Origin of the sequence: Pseudomonas sp. G166 (assembly GCF_037027455.2) — a bacterium.
Classification (GTDB): domain Bacteria; phylum Pseudomonadota; class Gammaproteobacteria; order Pseudomonadales; family Pseudomonadaceae; genus Aquipseudomonas.
Genome location: NZ_CP146985.1, coordinates 5,385,924 through 5,402,971, shown reverse-complemented (window position 1 = coordinate 5,402,971; position 17,048 = coordinate 5,385,924). Strand labels below are relative to the sequence as shown.

Genomic DNA, 17,048 nt, shown 5'->3' with positions numbered 1-17,048 from the left:
GCAGTGGTTCAGCCTGCACCGATATTGGATGTGCCGGCCCCATCGCGAGCAAGCTCGCTCCCACAGGAAGTGCATTCAATCAGGCGTCGAATATTACTCGTACTGACTCAACAACCGCTCCATTCGCGCATCCAGCCGGCGCTTGATCTCGGTCTCGATGTGCGGGGCGAAGTCGTCGATGACGTCTTGCATGATCAATTGCGCGGCTGCGCGCAGTTCGCTGTCCAGGTGCAGCAGGGCGTCAGGACCCTTGGCCTCGGTCTTGGCGGCAGGCTTGGGTTCGGGTTGGCCGGTGATCGGTTCGAACAACAGCGGGATCTGTTCGTCGTGTACGGGGGCGTGCTCCACCGTATCGGTCAACAGCGGTGGTTGCAGGTTGTCGTCGCCGAGCAGTTGGCGGATCGACTCGAGGTCGTCCAGCAGGTGCGTGGGCTTTTGCGGCGGTTTTGGAGTGTCCATCGTAGGCTCAGAGTCGCTGTAAACGGTGGTCTTGCAGAGGATAGCCTTGTTCGCGGTAGAAGCGGAAACTCTCCCGCGCGGCTTGACGGATGGCCGGGTCTTCCACCACCACTTCCGCCACGCGGGCGAAGCGCTGGGCGAAAGCCGGCACCTTCAGGTCAAGGTTGACCAGCAGGTCCTGGTGGTGACCGCAGTCATCCCCCAGCCCCAGCACGATCAAGCCCTCGGGCTCGCTTTCGGCCGGGCCGTGGGGCACGAAGCTTTCGCCCTTGAAGGCCCAAAGGCGTGCATCCAGATCCTCGCGCTGGGCGGCATCGCTGCAATGCAGGTAGATGCGATGGCCCATGCGCCAGGCCTTTTCGGTGAGCTTGCAGGCGAAGTCCAGCCGCGCCGACGGATCGGCGCTGGGCAGGATGTAGAAATCGACTTTGGTCATTGCGGTTCCTGAGTCGCCGATGGCGCCACCGGCAGGCGACGCCATCGGCGGTCATCGGTGTCAGGCCTTGGCGCGGTCCAGCAGGTACTGGGTCAGCAGGGGCACCGGACGGCCGGTGGCACCCTTGTCCTTGCCGCCGCTGGTCCAGGCCGTGCCGGCGATGTCCAGGTGCGCCCAGTTCAGGTTCTTGGTGAAGCGCGACAGGAAGCACGCCGCGGTGATGGTCCCGGCTTTCGGGCCGCCGATATTGGCGATGTCGGCGAACGGGCTGTCCAGTTGCTCCTGGTACTCGTCGAACAGTGGCAACTGCCAGGCGCGGTCGTCGGCTTGCTGGCCGGCGCTGAGCAGTTGGCCGATCAGTTCGTCGTTGTTGCCCAGCAAACCCGAGGTGTGAGCGCCCAGGGCGACGACGCAGGCGCCGGTCAGGGTGGCGATGTCGATCACCGCTTGCGGCTTGAAGCGCTCGGAGTAAGTGAGGGCGTCACACAGCACCAGGCGGCCTTCGGCGTCGGTGTTGAGGATTTCCACGGTCTGGCCGCTCATGGTGGTGACGATGTCGCCCGGACGCGAGGCTGTACCGCTTGGCATGTTCTCGGCGCAGGCCAGGATGCATACCAGGTTGATCGGCAATTGCAGTTCGAGCACGGCCCGCAGGGTGCCGAACACGCTGGCGGCGCCGCCCATGTCGTACTTCATTTCATCCATGCCGGCACCGGGCTTGAGGCTGATGCCGCCGGTGTCGAAGGTGATGCCCTTGCCCACCAGCGCGTAAGGCTTCTCGGATTTCTTGCCGCCGTTATATTGCATGACGATCAGGCGCGGCGGCTGGGCGCTGCCCTGGCCGACGGAGTAGAACGAACCCATGCCCAGGTCTTTGATTTTCTTTTCGTCGAAGACTTCGACTTTCAGGCCCTTGAATTCCTTGCCCAAGGCCTTGGCCTGTTCACCCATGAACGTCGGGTGGCAGATGTTTGGCGGCAGGTTGCCCAGGTCGCGGGTGAAGGCCATGCCATTGGCAATCGCAGTGGCGTGGGTCACGGCGCGCTGGACTTCGGCCTGGGCGGCCTTGATGGTCAGCAGGGTGATTTTTTTCAGGGCGCGGGGTTCGGCTTTCTGGCTCTTGAACTGGTCGAACTGGTATTCGCCATCCACCAGGGTCTCGGCCAGCAGTCGGTTCTTGCCGTAGCTGTCACGACCCTTGACCACCAGTTCGTCCAGCGCCAGTGCGGCATCAACGCCACCCAGGCCCTTGAGGGTGCTCAGCACGCCGGCGATGATTTTACGCAAGGGACGGTCGCCCAGTTCGGCATCCTTGCCCACGCCTACCAGCAGCACGCGTTCGGCCTTGAGGTTGGGCAGGTTGTGCAGCAACAGGCTCTGGCCGACTTTGCCGGCCAGGTCGCCGCGCTTGAGCACGGCGCTGATGGCGCCGCCGCTAAGGGTATCAAGCTGGGTGGCGACCACGCCGAGTTTGCGGTTTTCACCGACGGCGACTACCAGTGTGGCGGTTTTCAACGTTTCTGGGCTGACGCTTTTTACAACCAGTTCCATGTCCGGATCCCTGAGTCAATGGTCAAGATGCCAGGCGCCTAAGACAATGGCGCGCTGAGCGAGCTTCTTCTATATAAAAGAAGCGCCGGTATTGCCGGCGACAAAGGCCGCAGTTTGAACCCCGGCGCCCGAGCCTGACAACCCCACTAGCAATGCTACTTTGCGGCTTTAAGCGGCGGTTTAAAGCGTGCGCAGTGACAGGCGCCTCCAATCACAGGATAATGCGGCTCTTTTTTCGGCGGTTCGCGTTGGCGGACCGGCTCGATACGTTTGCTTGTTTGGCCGCCTTAGCCTGACAACCTTGGAGTGTCTGGTTTGATTGTCTTTCGTTATCTATCCCGCGAAGTCCTGCTGACCCTGAGCGCCGTGAGCGCCGTGCTGCTGGTCATCATCATGAGTGGACGCTTCATCAAATACCTCGCCCAGGCGGCCTCTGGCGCTCTGGACCCGGGCTCCCTGTTCCTGATCATGGGCTTTCGCCTGCCCGGCTTCCTGCAACTGATCCTGCCGCTGGGGTTGTTCCTTGGCATTCTGCTGGCCTATGGTCGCTTGTACCTGGACAGCGAAATGACCGTGCTGTCGGCCACCGGCATGAGCCAGCAGCGCCTGTTTCGCATCACGCTGTTCCCGGCCACGCTGGTGGCGTTGGTGGTGGCCTGGCTGAGCCTGAGCCTGTCGCCCCAGGGTGCCAACCAGTTCCAACTGCTGATCAACCAGCAGGACGCCATGACCGAATTCGACACCCTGGTGCCTGGGCGCTTCCAGGCGTTGCGCGACGGTACCCGCGTCACCTACACCGAGCAGCTGTCGGACGACCGGATCGACCTGGGCGGTGTCTTCATCACGCAAAAGAACCTGTCTTCCGATACCAAGAAGGATCGCGGCATTTCCGTGCTGGTGGCCGAGAAGGGCCGCCAGGAAATCAACCCGGACGGCAATCGTTACCTGATCCTGGAAAACGGCTACCGCTATGACGGCAAGCCTGGCCAGGCCGACTATCGAGCCATCAAGTACGACACCTATGGCGTGCTGCTGCCCAAGCCCGAGGCCAGTGACGAAGTCACCGACCGCGATGCCATGCCTACCGCCAGTTTGCTGGGTAGCAACGACATCCGTGCGCGCACCGAGCTGCAATGGCGCCTGTCACTGCCGCTGCTGGTGTTCATCGTCACCCTCATGGCGGTCCCGCTGGCGCGCGTCAATCCGCGCCAGGGGCGTTTCCTCAAGCTGTTGCCGGCGATTCTTCTCTATATGGCCTACCTGACCATCCTGATTTCCGCCCGCAGTGCGCTGGAGAAAGGCAAGATCCCGCCAGCCCTGGGCTTGTGGTGGGTGCACTCGATCTTCCTGGCCATCGGCCTGGGGTTGCTCTACTGGGAGCCGCTACGCCTGAAGCTGGCCAGTCGCCGTAGCGCGCTGGAGGTGGCCCGTGGTTAAACTCGACCGCTACATCGGCAGCAGCGTGTTCATGGCGATCCTTGCAGTGCTGGGGATCATTCTTGGCCTGGCGACCCTGTTTGCCTTCATCGATGAAATGAGCGACGTCAGCGACACCTATACCCTGGCGGACGTGGCGAGCTACGTGCTGCTGACTGCGCCGCGGCGCTTGTACGACATGCTGCCGATGGCCGCGCTGATCGGTTGCCTGATCGGCCTGGGCAGCCTGGCCAGCAACAGCGAGTTGACCATCATGCGCGCCGCTGGCGTGTCCATTGGTCGGATCGTCTGGGCGGTGATGAAGCCGATGCTGGTGCTGATGCTGGTGGGGGTGTTGATCGGCGAATACATCGCCCCGGCCACCGAGAATACCGCCCAGGCCAACCGCTCCCTGGCCCAGGGCGGTGGCGATGCGCAAAGCGCCAAGCACGGCCTGTGGCACCGCCAGGGCGATGAGTTCATTCACATCAACTCGGTCCAGCCCAACGGCATCCTGTATGGCGTGACCCGTTATCGCTTTGACGGGCAGCGGCACATGTTGTCGTCGAGCTTCGCCAAGCGCGCCAAGTTCGCAGACGATCACTGGCAACTGAGCGATGTCACCACCACCCTGTTCCACGACAAGCGCACCGAGGTGGTCACCGCCCCGCAAGAGCGATGGGATGTGTCGATCAGCCCGCAATTGCTCAGCACCGTGGTGATGGCGCCGGAGTCCCTGTCGATTACGGGGTTGTGGGGGTATATCCACTACCTGGCGGACCAGGGCCTGAACAACGGCCGCTACTGGCTGGCGTTTTGGGTCAAGGTGTTGCAACCGCTGGTCACCGCTGCCCTGGTGCTGATGGCGATTTCCTTCATCTTTGGCCCGCTGCGTTCGGTGACCCTTGGCCAGCGCGTGTTTACCGGTGTGCTGGTGGGCTTCACTTTCCGTATTGCCCAGGATCTGCTGGGGCCATCGAGCCTGGTGTTCGGTTTCTCGCCGCTGTTTGCGGTGCTGGTGCCGGCTGCTGTCTGTGCCTTGGCAGGGCTCTGGTTGCTGCGTCGGGCCGGTTGACCCCAATTTCCTGTGGCGGGGGAGCTTCTGTGGCGAGGGGATTTATCCCCGGTGGGCTGCCAAGCAGCCCCCTGCGTTCTGCCTGATACCTCGCAATGGCTGATAGATCCTGGGACTGCTACGCAGTCCAGCGGGGATAAGTCCCCTCGCCACAAGTGCTCATCGACAGGCGAACGTGACGCTTGCGCGCTGTATCAGGTACAATTCCCGGCTATTTTTCGGCGGGCCATGCCTGCAGCCTTTTTGAGTGTTGATCCGTGAGTGATTTGAGTCATATCCGCAATTTCTCCATCATCGCCCACATTGACCATGGCAAGTCGACGCTGGCTGATCGCTTCATCCAGATGTGCGGCGGCCTGGCCGAGCGTGAAATGGAAGCCCAGGTCCTGGATTCCATGGATCTGGAGCGTGAACGCGGGATCACCATCAAGGCCCACAGCGTTACCCTCTACTACAAGGCCCGCGACGGCATCACCTATCAGCTGAACTTCATCGATACCCCGGGCCACGTTGACTTCACCTATGAAGTCAGCCGGTCGCTGGCGGCCTGTGAAGGTGCCTTGCTGGTGGTCGACGCCGGCCAGGGCGTCGAAGCCCAGTCGGTTGCCAACTGCTACACGGCCATCGAGCAGGGCCTGGAAGTCATGCCGGTGCTGAACAAGATCGACCTGCCCCAGGCTGATCCGGACCGCGTGAAGGAAGAAATCGAGAAGATCATCGGCATCGACGCCACCGACGCGGTCACCTGCAGCGCCAAGACCGGCCTGGGCGTGGACGAAGTGCTCGAGCGCCTGGTGCACACCATTCCCGCGCCGACCGGCAACATCGAAGATCCGCTGCAAGCGTTGATCATCGACTCCTGGTTCGACAATTACCTGGGTGTGGTGTCCCTGGTTCGTGTGCGCCATGGCCGCGTGAAGAAGGGCGACAAGATCCTGGTCAAATCCACCGGCAAGATCCACCTGGTGGACAGCGTCGGTGTGTTCAATCCGAAACACACCGCCACGGTCGACCTGAAGGCCGGTGAAGTAGGCTTCATCATCGCCGGCATCAAGGACATCCACGGGGCGCCGGTCGGTGACACCCTGACCTTGAGCTCCACTCCCGACGTCGATGTGCTGCCCGGTTTCAAGCGGATCCAGCCGCAGGTCTACGCCGGCCTGTTCCCGGTCAGCTCCGACGATTTCGAAGACTTCCGCGAAGCCCTGCAAAAGCTGACGCTGAACGACTCGTCCCTGCAATACACCCCGGAAAGCTCCGACGCCCTGGGCTTCGGCTTCCGTTGCGGGTTCCTGGGCATGCTGCACATGGAAATCATCCAGGAGCGCCTGGAGCGCGAGTACGACCTGGACCTGATTACCACGGCACCGACCGTAATCTTCGAGCTGCTGCTCAAGAACGGCGAAACCATTTACGTCGACAACCCGTCCAAGTTGCCAGACCTGTCCGCTATCGAGGATATGCGCGAGCCGATCGTGCGGGCCAACATCCTTGTGCCTCAGGAGCACCTGGGCAACGTCATTACCCTGTGCATTGAAAAGCGCGGCGTACAGCACGACATGCTGTTTCTTGGCAGCCAGGTCCAAGTGACCTACGACCTGCCGATGAACGAAGTGGTGCTGGACTTCTTCGATCGCCTGAAATCCACCAGTCGCGGCTATGCTTCGCTGGACTATCATTTCGATCGTTATCAATCGGCTAATCTGGTGAAGCTGGATGTGCTGATCAACGGTGAGAAAGTCGATGCCCTGGCATTGATCGTGCACCGTGACAACGCGCATTACAAAGGTCGTGCATTGACCGAAAAGATGAAGGAACTGATTCCGCGGCAGATGTTCGACGTGGCAATCCAGGCCGCCATTGGCGGGCAGATTGTGGCGCGTACAACCGTCAAGGCGCTCAGAAAGAACGTATTGGCCAAATGCTACGGCGGCGACGTCAGCCGCAAGCGCAAGCTGTTGGAAAAGCAGAAGGCCGGTAAAAAACGCATGAAGCAGGTCGGTAACGTGGAAATTCCACAGGAAGCCTTCCTTGCGGTGCTCAGGTTGGATAGTTAGGTCCTATGTCGCTAAATTTCCCGCTGTTGCTGGTAATCGCCGTGTTCGTCTGCGGCCTGTTGGCGTTGCTTGATCTGTTGTTCCTGGCGCCTCGGCGCCGGGCAGCCATCGCCTCCTATCAGGGCAGCGTCAGCCAGCCTGATGGTGTGGTGATCGAAAAGCTCAACAAGGAACCGCTGCTGGTCGAATACGGCAAGTCGTTCTTTCCGGTGCTGTTCATCGTATTGGTGCTGCGCTCGTTCCTGGTGGAGCCGTTCCAGATCCCATCCGGTTCCATGAAACCTACCCTGGACGTGGGCGATTTCATCCTGGTGAACAAGTTCTCCTACGGGATCCGCCTGCCGGTGATCGACAAGAAAGTCATCGAGGTCGGTGACCCGCAACGCGGCGATGTAATGGTGTTCCGCTTCCCCAGCGACCCGAACGTCAACTACATCAAGCGTGTGGTCGGCCTGCCGGGCGACAAGATCCGCTACACCGCCGACAAGCGTCTGTTCGTCAACGGTGAACTGGTGGCCGAACAGCTGATCGGCTCCGAGCCGGGCACACTGGGCAGTGCCGAGCTCTACCAGGAAAAACTCGGAGAGGTCGAGCATTTGATCCGCAAGGAAATGAGCCGCTACCGTGCTACGCCGGACCATTCGTGGACCGTGCCGGCCGGGCACTATTTCATGATGGGCGACAACCGCGACAACTCCAACGACAGCCGTTACTGGGATGATCCAAACATTCCCAAGGACATGCTGGGCATGGTCCCCGACCGGAATATCGTCGGCAAGGCCTTCGCGGTCTGGATGAGCTGGCCGGAACCCAAACTCAGTCACCTGCCGAATTTTTCGCGGGTTGGCCTGATCAAGTAATCACACACGGCGCTGTTGAACACAGCGCCGAATGCATTTCTGGAGCCTGCACAAGGCTGCCCGAAGGCATGAAGCCAACGATAGTCAGGACGTCATTTTTGAACACAGCGTTAATTGTCCCAAGCCAACGGCGCCTTGCCGCCGTGGCGGTGGAATCCAGCCACGAACTCAGCGTGGGTAAACCGTGAGCGTTTCTCTCAGCCGTCTCGAGCGTCAGCTCGGCTACACCTTCAAGGACCAGGAACTGATGGTCCTGGCCCTCACTCACCGCAGTTTTGCCGGGCGCAACAACGAACGCCTGGAATTCCTCGGTGATGCCATCCTCAATTTCGTGGCTGGCGAGGCGTTGTTCGAACGTTTCCCGTTGGCCCGCGAAGGCCAGTTGTCGCGTTTGCGCGCGCGCCTGGTAAAAGGTGAGACCCTGGCCGTACTGGCCCGTGGTTTTGACCTGGGTGAATACCTGCGCCTGGGCTCCGGTGAATTGAAGAGCGGCGGTTTCCGTCGTGAGTCGATCCTGGCTGACGCCCTGGAAGCGTTGATTGGCGCGATCTACCTGGATTCGGGCATGGAAATGGCGCGCGAGCGCGTGCTGGCCTGGCTGACTTCCGAGATCGACAGCCTGACGCTGGTGGACACCAACAAGGACCCGAAAACCCGTTTGCAGGAATTCCTGCAATCACGCAGTTGCGAGCTGCCGCGCTACGAAGTCGTGGACATCCAGGGTGAGCCGCATTGCCGAACCTTCTTCGTCGAATGCGAAGTGGTCTTATTGAATGAAAAAAGCCGAGGTCAGGGTGTGAGTCGTCGTATTGCCGAACAGGTAGCGGCCGCCGCAGCACTGATTGCCCTGGGCGTGGAGAATGGCAATGACTGATACAACCGTCACCCGCTGCGGCTATGTCGCCATTGTCGGCCGGCCGAACGTGGGCAAGTCCACGCTGCTGAACCACATCCTGGGCCAGAAGCTGGCGATCACCTCGCGCAAGCCCCAGACCACTCGCCACAACATGCTGGGGATCAAGACCGAAGGCGCCGTGCAGGCGATCTACGTCGACACCCCGGGCATGCACAAGGGCGGTGAAAAGGCCTTGAACCGCTACATGAACAAGACCGCTTCGGCGGCGTTGAAAGATGTCGATGTAGTGATCTTCGTGGTCGATCGCACCAAGTGGACTGACGAAGACCAGATGGTTCTCGAGCGCGTCCAGTACGTCACCGGTCCGCTGATCGTGGCGCTGAACAAGACCGACCGCATCGAAGACAAGGCTGAGCTGATGCCGCATCTGTCCTGGTTGCAGGAACAGCTGCCGAACGCCCAGATCATCCCGATTTCTGCCCAGCATGGGCATAACCTCGACGCGCTGGAGCGGGTGATTGCCGAGCACCTGCCGGAAAACGATCACTTCTTCCCCGAAGACCAGATCACCGACCGCAGCAGCCGTTTCCTCGCCGCGGAACTGGTGCGCGAAAAAATCATGCGCCAGATGGGCGCCGAGCTGCCGTACCAGATCACCGTGGAAATCGAAGAGTTCAAGCAGCAGGGCAAGACCCTGCATATCCATGCGTTGATCCTCGTCGAGCGTGACGGCCAGAAGAAAATCATCATCGGCGACAAGGGCGAGCGCATCAAACGCATCGGCACCGAAGCGCGCAAGGACATGGAGCTGTTGTTCGACTCCAAGATCATGCTCAACCTGTGGGTCAAGGTGAAGGGTGGCTGGTCCGATGACGAGCGGGCGTTGCGTTCGCTGGGTTACGGCGACCTCTGATCGCATAACCGGATACACCGAGAACCATTGTGGGAGCGAGCTTGCTCGCGATGAGGGCCTGATATTCAACATGGATGTTGACTGAAAGTCCGTTATCGCGAGCAAGCTCGCTCCCACATTGGTTTGGGGTTGCTTGTAAAACTGTGCTCGCTCATTGAGAACTGCGATTCCCATGTCCCCCGCCCAACCCATCGCCCAACCCGCCTACGTCCTGCACTCGCGCGCCTACCGTGAAAGCAGCGCCCTGGTGGACTTCCTCACGCCGCAAGGGCGGTTGCGGGCGGTGTTGCGCGGGGCGCGGGGCAAGGCCGGGACGCTGGCGCGGCCGTTCGTGCCGCTGGAAGTCGAATTCCGGGGGCGGGGCGAGCTGAAGAATGTCGGGCGCATGGAAAGCAATGGCGTGGCGGCGTGGCTCAACGGCGAGGCACTGTTCAGTGGCTTGTACCTCAATGAATTGCTGATCCGCCTGCTGCCCGCCGAAGATCCTCATCCTGCCGTCTTCGACCACTACGCTGCCACGCTGTTGGCCCTGGCCGAAGGCCGTGCGCTGGAACCGCTGCTGCGCTCGTTCGAATGGCGGCTGCTGGACGACCTCGGCTATGGCTTTGCCCTGAACACCGACCTGCATGGCGAACCCATCGCCGCCGACGGCCTGTACCGCTTGCAGGTGGATGCGGGCCTGGAGCAGGTCTATCTGCTGCAGCCCGGGCTGTTCAACGGCGCTGAGCTTCTGGCCATGGCCGAGGCCGACTGGAGTGCGCCGGGCGCTTTGTCGGCGGCCAAGCGCCTGATGCGCCAGGCCTTGGCGGTTCATTTGGGTGGCCGGCCGCTGGTCAGTCGCGAGCTGTTTCGCAAGCCCTGATCAACCCGTATGCTGTGGGCCGACTATTTGTCCCTTCAGGAGTCTTTTCGTGAGCACCAGCAATCGCATTCTTCTCGGCGTGAACATCGACCATGTCGCCACCCTGCGCCAGGCCCGCGGTACGCGCTACCCGGATCCGGTCAAGGCTGCACTGGATGCCGAAGAGGCGGGCGCCGACGGCATCACCGTGCATTTGCGTGAAGACCGTCGCCACATCCAGGAGCGCGATGTGCTGCTGCTCAAGGACGTGCTGCAAACCCGCATGAACTTCGAAATGGGCGTGACCGAAGAAATGATGGCGTTCGCCGAGCGCATCCGCCCGGCGCACATTTGCCTGGTGCCGGAAACGCGCCAGGAATTGACCACCGAAGGCGGCCTGGACGTGGCAGGGCAGGAAGCGCGGATCATGGCGGCGGTGGAGCGACTGTCGAAGATCGGTGCCGAGGTATCGTTGTTCATCGATGCCGACGAGCGGCAGATCGCAGCCTCCAAGCGTGTTGGCGCCCCGGCCATCGAACTGCACACCGGCCGTTACGCCGATGCCGAAACGCCAACGGACGTGGCTGATGAGCTGCAGCGCGTAGCCGACGGCGTCGCCTTCGGCCTGGCCCAGGGCCTGATCGTCAATGCCGGCCATGGCTTGCACTACCACAACGTTGAAGCCGTCGCGGCGATCAAGGGTATCAACGAACTGAACATCGGCCATGCACTGGTGGCCCATGCGTTGTTCGTCGGGTTCAAGTCGGCGGTATCGGAAATGAAAGCGCTGATCCTGGCTGCCGCCAAATCCTGATCCCGCCATCAACCTCCTGTGGGAGCGAGCTTGCTCGCGATAGCGGGCTGACAGTCAACATCAATGCTGAATGTCAGGCCCTCATCGCGAGCAAGCTCGCTCCCACAGGGGGGGTATGACTTAAAGTGGCGGGGTTTCCTGGTTCGGCTTGCTCTTGTCGACGCCCGGCACGTGCAGGTTACCCTCGGCCACCTGGTTGCCTTCGAGTTGCGGCTGCGTGACCCAGGTCAGGATGTCGTAGTAGCGACGGATGTTCGCCACGAAATGCACCGGCTCGCCGCCCCGGGCGTAGCCGTAGCGGGTCTTGCTGTACCACTGTTTCTGGGACAGGCGCGGCAGGATCTTCTTCACATCCAGCCACTTGTTCGGGTTCAGCCCTTCCTTGGCTGCCAGTTTACGGGCGTCGTCCAAGTGACCGCTGCCCACGTTGTAGGCGGCGAGGGCGAACCAGGTGCGGTCCGGCTCCTCGATGCTCTCGTCCAGTTGATCCTTCATGTAGGCCAGGTACTTGGCCCCGCCCATGATGCTCTGCTTCGGATCCAGGCGGTTGGACACGCCCATGGCCTGGGCGGTGTTCTGGGTCAGCATCATCAGGCCGCGCACCCCGGTCTTGGAGGTCACAGCCGGTTGCCACAGCGATTCCTGATAGCCAATCGCGGCCAACAGGCGCCAATCGACTTTCTCTTTCTTGGCGGAGGCCTTGAAGTGTTGCTCGTATTTGGGCAGCCGTTGCTGCAAATGCTGGGCGAAGGTGGTAGCGCCCATGTAGCCGAGGACATCGACGTGCCCGTAATAACGGTCTTTCAAGCGCTGTAGCGTGCCGTTCTTCTGCACCTTGTCGAGGTAGGCGTTGATTTCGTTGAGCAGGCTGTTGTCTTCGCCGGGCGCCACCGCCCAGCTCTGGCTGCGGGCGTCGCCCAGGTCGAAGGCCACGCGCACGTTGGGGAAATACACCTGGTTCATCGCCACTTCGTTGGAGTCCACCAGGGTCAGGTCGATCTGGCCCTCATCGACCATGCGCAGCAAGTCGACCACTTCAACCGCGTCGGACTCTTCGTATTCGATGCCTGGATATTGCTGTTTCAACTGCGCCAGCTGTTCGGCGTGGGTGCTGCCCTTGAGCACCATGATCTTCTTGCCGGCCAGGGCGGCGGCATCGGTAGGGCGGGACTGACCGTTGCGGTAGATGACTTGCGGGGTCACTTCCAGGTAGGGGTGGGAAAACCGCACCTGTTTCTTGCGCTGCTCACTGCTGACCAGGCCGGCAGCCGCCAGCACCGGGCCATTGGGTTTGCCGATCTGGTTGAACAGGTCGTCGAGATTGTCGGCGGCCTCGATTTTCAGCTCTACCCCCAAATCGTCGGCGAAGCGCTTCACCAGCTCGTATTCGAAGCCGGTTTCACCGTTGCGATCCTCAAAGTAGGTGGCAGGGCTGTTTCGGGTAACCACCCGCAGCACGCCATCCTCCTTTACGCGCTCCAGTGTGTTGGGTTTCTCAACACAACCACCGAGCACCAGGAAGAGTCCGGTAGCGATCAGCCATTTGGCGTATCGCGGACGCAAAGCCGTTGGGGAAAACATCTGCGCAGTATACGCAAACGGCCCCTGCCGCCATATCTCGACAGCAAAAGGCCAGTCTGCTAGCCGTTGCAAAACATGTCCGTAACGCAGGCGGGCCGGCGTGGGACGAGCTTTGCACCGCTGAAAAATATCTCGCCAGGATCAGGGTAATAGGCTCCCGACAGGGCCGTTGGCGCAAAGACCGACATTCGGCCTGCACCGCGCGTGCCGTTTCGGGTGCCGTTGCCGGCGGTTTAGGCTAGAATGCACGGCCTCAAAGCACACCCCCTTCCCGAGGCTGTCCCGAAGATGTTGATCCTGCGCGGCGCTCCTGCCCTTTCTGCCTTTCGCCACAGCAAACTCCTTGAGCAACTGAGCCAGAAGGTACCGGCTGTCAGTGGCTTGTATGCTGAATTCGCTCACTTCGCCGAAGTCACCGGCGGTTTGACCGGCGACGAACAGCAGGTGCTCGCGCGCCTTCTGAAGTACGGTCCCAGTGTTCCCGTCCAGGAGCCGACCGGTCGCCTGTTCCTGGTGCTGCCACGTTTTGGCACCATTTCGCCGTGGTCGAGCAAGGCCAGCGACATTGCCCGCAATTGCGGCCTGGCGAAAATCCAGCGCCTGGAGCGCGGCATTGCCTTTTATGTCGCCGGTGAGTTCAGCGAGGCTGAGGCCCAACTGATCGCCGACGGCTTGCATGACCGCATGACCCAGGTCGTACTGGGTAACCTGGAGCAGGCTGCCGGCCTGTTCAGCCACGCCGAACCCAAGCCACTGACCGCCATCGACGTGTTGGGCGGCGGCCGCGCCGCGCTGGAAAAAGCCAACGCCGAGCTGGGCCTGGCCCTGGCCGAAGACGAGATCGATTATCTGGTCAACGCCTTCCAGGGCTTGAAGCGCAACCCCCACGACATCGAACTGATGATGTTCGCCCAGGCCAACTCCGAGCACTGCCGCCACAAGATCTTCAACGCCAGTTGGGACATTGACGGCCAGAGCCAGGAAAAAAGCCTGTTCGGCATGATCAAGAACACCTACCAGATGCACAACGAAGGTGTGCTGTCGGCCTACAAGGACAACGCGGCGGTGATCGTCGGCAACGTCGCCGGTCGCTTCTACCCGAACCCTGAGACCCGCCAGTACGGTGCGGTCCAGGAGCCGGTGCACATCCTGATGAAAGTCGAGACCCACAACCACCCGACCGCCATCGCGCCGTTCCCGGGCGCGTCCACCGGTTCCGGTGGCGAGATCCGCGACGAAGGCGCCACCGGTCGCGGCGCCAAGCCCAAGGCTGGCCTGACCGGCTTCACCGTGTCGAACCTGCAGATCCCGGGCTTCGAACAGCCGTGGGAAAAACCGTACGGCAAGCCTGAGCGTATCGTCAACGCCCTGGACATCATGATCGAAGGCCCTCTTGGGGGCGCGGCGTTCAACAACGAATTCGGCCGTCCGGCCCTGACCGGTTACTTCCGTACCTTCGAACAGTCCATCAGCACCCCGCGCGGTGAAGAAGTTCGTGGTTACCACAAGCCGATCATGCTTGCCGGCGGCATGGGCAACATCCGCGCCGACCACGTGCAGAAAGGCGAAATCCTGGTTGGCTCCAAGCTGATCGTCCTCGGTGGCCCGGCCATGCTGATCGGCCTGGGCGGCGGCGCGGCTTCCTCCATGGCCACCGGCACCAGCTCGGCAGACCTGGACTTCGCCTCGGTCCAGCGGGAAAACCCGGAAATGGAACGCCGTTGCCAGGAAGTCATCGACCGTTGCTGGCAGTTGGGCGAACACAACCCCATCAGCTTCATCCACGACGTCGGCGCGGGCGGCCTGTCCAACGCCTTCCCGGAACTGGTCAACGACGGTGGCCGTGGTGGCCGCTTCGAACTGCGCAACATTCCGAACGACGAGCCGGGCATGGCCCCGCACGAAATCTGGAGCAACGAATCCCAGGAACGTTACGTCCTGGCGGTCGGCCCGGCTGACTTCGAACGCTTCCAGGCCATTTGCGAACGCGAGCGCTGCCCGTTCGCCGTGGTCGGTGAAGCCACCGCCGAGCCGCAACTGACCGTCACCGACAGCCACTTCGGCAACAGCCCGGTGGACATGCCACTGGAAGTGCTGCTGGGCAAGGCCCCGCGCATGCACCGTTCGGCCGTCCGTGAAGCCGAGCTGGGCGATGATTTCGACCCGTCGACGCTCGACGTTGCTGATTCCATCGAACGCGTACTGCACCACCCGGCCGTGGCGAGCAAAAGTTTCCTGATCACCATTGGCGACCGCACCATCACCGGCCTCGTGGCCCGTGACCAGATGGTCGGCCCGTGGCAAGTGCCGGTGGCCGACGTTGCCGTGACCGCCACCAGCTTCGACGTCTACACCGGTGAAGCGATGGCCATGGGCGAGCGCACGCCGCTGGCACTGCTGGACGCTCCGGCGTCGGGCCGCATGGCGATTGGCGAGACCCTGACCAACATCGCGGCCTCGCGCATCGGCAAGATCTCCGACATCAAGCTGTCGGCCAACTGGATGTCCGCCGCTGGCCACCCGGGTGAAGACGCCCGTCTGTACGACACCGTCAAGGCCGTCGGCATGGAGCTGTGCCCGGAGCTGGGCATCACCATTCCGGTAGGCAAGGACTCCATGTCCATGGCCACGCGCTGGAACGATGAAGGCGTGGACAAGAGCGTGACCTCGCCACTGTCGCTGATCGTCACCGGTTTCGCCCCGGTCACAGACATCCGCCAGACCCTGACCCCGCAACTGCGCATGGACAAGGGCACCACCGACCTGATCCTGATCGACCTGGGCCGTGGCCAGAACCGCATGGGTGCCTCGATCCTGGCCCAGGTGCACGGCAAGCTCGGCTCGCAAGCGCCGGACGTCGATGATGCCGAAGACCTGAAGGCGTTCTTCGCCGTCATCCAGGGCCTCAACGCCGACGGTCACTTGCTGGCCTACCATGACCGTTCCGATGGTGGTTTGCTGACCACCGTGGTGGAAATGGCTTTCGCCGGCCATTGCGGCCTGAGCTTGACCCTCGACAGCGTTGCAGAGTCCACCGCTGAAATCCCGGCCATCCTGTTCAACGAAGAACTGGGTGCGGTGATCCAGGTTCGCCAGGACGCCACCCCGGACATCCTCGCTCAGTTCAGCGCCGCTGGCCTGGCCGACTGCGTCTCGGTGATCGGTCAGCCGATCAACAACGCCCACATCAACATCACCTTCAACGGCGACACCGTCTTCGAAGGCCAGCGTAGCCTGTTGCAGCGCCAGTGGGCGGAAACCAGCTACCAGATCCAGCGCCTGCGCGACAATGCCGACTGCGCCGAGCAGGAATTCGACGCGCTGCTGGAAGAGGACAACCCAGGCCTGAGCGCCAAGCTCAGCTACGACGTCAACCACGATGTGGCCGCGCCTTACATCAAGAAAGGCATTCGCCCACAAGTAGCGGTACTGCGCGAGCAGGGCGTCAACGGCCAGGTGGAAATGGCGGCGGCATTCGACCGCGCCGGTTTCAGCGCGATCGACGTGCACATGAGCGACATCCTGGCTGGCCGTGTCGACCTGAACGACTTCAAGGGCATGGTCGCCTGTGGCGGTTTCTCCTACGGCGACGTGCTGGGCGCCGGTGAAGGCTGGGCCAAGTCGGCGCTGTTCAACAGCCGCGCCCGTGATGCGTTCCAGGGTTTCTTCGAACGGACCGACAGCTTCACCCTCGGCGTGTGCAACGGTTGCCAGATGATGTCCAACCTGCACGAGCTGATCCCGGGCAGCGAGTTCTGGCCGCACTTCGTGCGTAACCGTTCCGAGCAGTTCGAAGCCCGCGTGGCGATGGTCCAGGTCCAGGAGTCGAACTCGATCTTCCTGCAGGGCATGGCCGGTTCGCGCATGCCGATCGCCATCGCCCACGGCGAAGGCCATGCCGAATTCGAAAGCGAAGAAGCCCTGCTCGAAGCCGACTTGTCCGGTTGCGTGTCGCTGCGTTTCGTCGACAACCACGGCAAGGTCACCGAAACCTACCCGGCCAACCCGAACGGCTCGCCGCGCGGGATCACCGGCCTGACCAGCCGCGACGGCCGCGTCACGATCATGATGCCGCACCCCGAGCGGGTATTCCGCGCGGTGCAGAACTCGTGGCGTTCGGACGACTGGAACGAAGACGCGCCATGGATGCGCATGTTCCGCAACGCCCGCGTCTGGGTGAACTGAGGCG

General features: G+C 61.9%; 13 protein-coding genes. 9 read left to right on the top strand and 4 right to left on the bottom strand.

Annotated elements, in window-relative coordinates; all coding sequences use genetic code 11:
- Nucleotides 1-93: 93 nt before the first annotated feature.
- Genes SGN16_RS23860 through SGN16_RS23850 form a run of 3 tightly spaced genes read right to left on the bottom strand, consistent with a single transcriptional unit; the run spans nucleotide 94 to nucleotide 2,446 of the window.
- Nucleotides 94-459, bottom strand: coding sequence for a DNA polymerase III subunit chi (locus SGN16_RS23860; protein WP_210640651.1), 366 nt, complete (start codon nucleotides 457-459; stop codon nucleotides 94-96).
- A gap of 7 nt (nucleotides 460-466) precedes the next feature.
- Entirely contained in the window at nucleotides 467-895 is a 429-nt protein-coding gene (locus SGN16_RS23855; RefSeq protein WP_210640648.1) for a DNA polymerase III subunit chi, read from the bottom strand.
- A gap of 60 nt (nucleotides 896-955) precedes the next feature.
- Nucleotides 956-2,446: a leucyl aminopeptidase gene (locus tag SGN16_RS23850; RefSeq protein WP_210640646.1), complete on the bottom strand. Its 1,491-nt coding sequence runs from the start codon at nucleotides 2,444-2,446 to the stop codon at nucleotides 956-958.
- A gap of 315 nt (nucleotides 2,447-2,761) precedes the next feature.
- On the opposite strand from SGN16_RS23850, the gene lptF reads away from it, so the two are divergent.
- The 8 genes from lptF to pdxJ all read left to right on the top strand — a co-directional run bounded on the left by lptF (nucleotide 2,762) and on the right by pdxJ (nucleotide 11,278).
- A complete protein-coding gene (gene lptF, locus SGN16_RS23845; protein ID WP_335945145.1) occupies nucleotides 2,762-3,883 on the top strand; it encodes an LPS export ABC transporter permease LptF in 1,122 nt (373 codons plus the stop codon).
- Nucleotides 3,876-4,937, top strand: a complete 1,062-nt coding sequence (gene lptG / locus SGN16_RS23840) for an LPS export ABC transporter permease LptG (protein WP_210640642.1) — start codon at nucleotides 3,876-3,878, stop codon at nucleotides 4,935-4,937. Before lptF ends, lptG begins: the two co-directional genes overlap by 8 nt.
- A gap of 257 nt (nucleotides 4,938-5,194) precedes the next feature.
- Nucleotides 5,195-6,994: a translation elongation factor 4 gene (gene lepA / locus SGN16_RS23835; RefSeq protein WP_210640640.1), complete on the top strand. Its 1,800-nt coding sequence runs from the start codon at nucleotides 5,195-5,197 to the stop codon at nucleotides 6,992-6,994.
- A 5-nt stretch (nucleotides 6,995-6,999) separates the two neighbouring features.
- Nucleotides 7,000-7,854: a signal peptidase I gene (gene lepB, locus SGN16_RS23830; RefSeq protein WP_210640632.1), complete on the top strand. Its 855-nt coding sequence runs from the start codon at nucleotides 7,000-7,002 to the stop codon at nucleotides 7,852-7,854.
- Between the two features lie 184 nt (nucleotides 7,855-8,038).
- A complete protein-coding gene (gene rnc / locus SGN16_RS23825) occupies nucleotides 8,039-8,728 on the top strand; it encodes a ribonuclease III (protein WP_210640630.1) in 690 nt (229 codons plus the stop codon).
- Entirely contained in the window at nucleotides 8,721-9,623 is a 903-nt protein-coding gene (gene era / locus SGN16_RS23820) for a GTPase Era (RefSeq protein ID WP_063324534.1), read from the top strand. Before rnc ends, era begins: the two co-directional genes overlap by 8 nt.
- Before the next feature lie 172 nt (nucleotides 9,624-9,795).
- Nucleotides 9,796-10,485 carry a DNA repair protein RecO gene (gene recO / locus SGN16_RS23815; RefSeq protein ID WP_335945144.1) on the top strand — a complete coding sequence of 230 codons (690 nt, stop codon included), beginning with the start codon at nucleotides 9,796-9,798 and terminating at the stop codon, nucleotides 10,483-10,485.
- 49 nt (nucleotides 10,486-10,534) lie between these two features.
- The gene (pdxJ, locus tag SGN16_RS23810; RefSeq protein WP_210640627.1) at nucleotides 10,535-11,278 is read left to right on the top strand and encodes a pyridoxine 5'-phosphate synthase; all 744 of its coding nucleotides are present in this window, start codon (nucleotides 10,535-10,537) and stop codon (nucleotides 11,276-11,278) included.
- Nucleotides 11,279-11,398: 120 nt separating this feature from the next.
- Here the strand turns inward: pdxJ and mltF are convergent, their stop codons facing one another.
- Nucleotides 11,399-12,859 (bottom strand): membrane-bound lytic murein transglycosylase MltF, encoded by a 1,461-nt coding sequence (mltF, locus tag SGN16_RS23805; protein WP_210640625.1) that lies wholly within the window; start codon nucleotides 12,857-12,859, stop codon nucleotides 11,399-11,401.
- A 288-nt stretch (nucleotides 12,860-13,147) separates the two neighbouring features.
- Here mltF and purL point away from each other — a divergent pair, with 288 nt between their 5' ends.
- Nucleotides 13,148-17,044 carry a phosphoribosylformylglycinamidine synthase gene (purL, locus tag SGN16_RS23800; protein ID WP_335945143.1) on the top strand — a complete coding sequence of 1,299 codons (3,897 nt, stop codon included), beginning with the start codon at nucleotides 13,148-13,150 and terminating at the stop codon, nucleotides 17,042-17,044.
- Nucleotides 17,045-17,048 lie beyond the last annotated feature (4 nt).

What these genes read in the sequence shown, in the direction of transcription:
- SGN16_RS23860 (WP_210640651.1), bottom strand. Translation starts at nt 459, where the DNA reads ATGGACACTCCAAAACCGCCGCAAAAGCCCACGCACCTGCTGGACGAC.
- SGN16_RS23855 (WP_210640648.1), bottom strand. Translation starts at nt 895, where the DNA reads ATGACCAAAGTCGATTTCTACATCCTGCCCAGCGCCGATCCGTCGGCG.
- SGN16_RS23850 (WP_210640646.1), bottom strand. Translation starts at nt 2,446, where the DNA reads ATGGAACTGGTTGTAAAAAGCGTCAGCCCAGAAACGTTGAAAACCGCC.
- lepB (WP_210640632.1), top strand. Translation starts at nt 7,000, where the DNA reads ATGTCGCTAAATTTCCCGCTGTTGCTGGTAATCGCCGTGTTCGTCTGC.
- era (WP_063324534.1), top strand. Translation starts at nt 8,721, where the DNA reads ATGACTGATACAACCGTCACCCGCTGCGGCTATGTCGCCATTGTCGGC.
- recO (WP_335945144.1), top strand. Translation starts at nt 9,796, where the DNA reads ATGTCCCCCGCCCAACCCATCGCCCAACCCGCCTACGTCCTGCACTCG.
- mltF (WP_210640625.1), bottom strand. Translation starts at nt 12,859, where the DNA reads ATGTTTTCCCCAACGGCTTTGCGTCCGCGATACGCCAAATGGCTGATC.
- purL (WP_335945143.1), top strand. Translation starts at nt 13,148, where the DNA reads ATGTTGATCCTGCGCGGCGCTCCTGCCCTTTCTGCCTTTCGCCACAGC.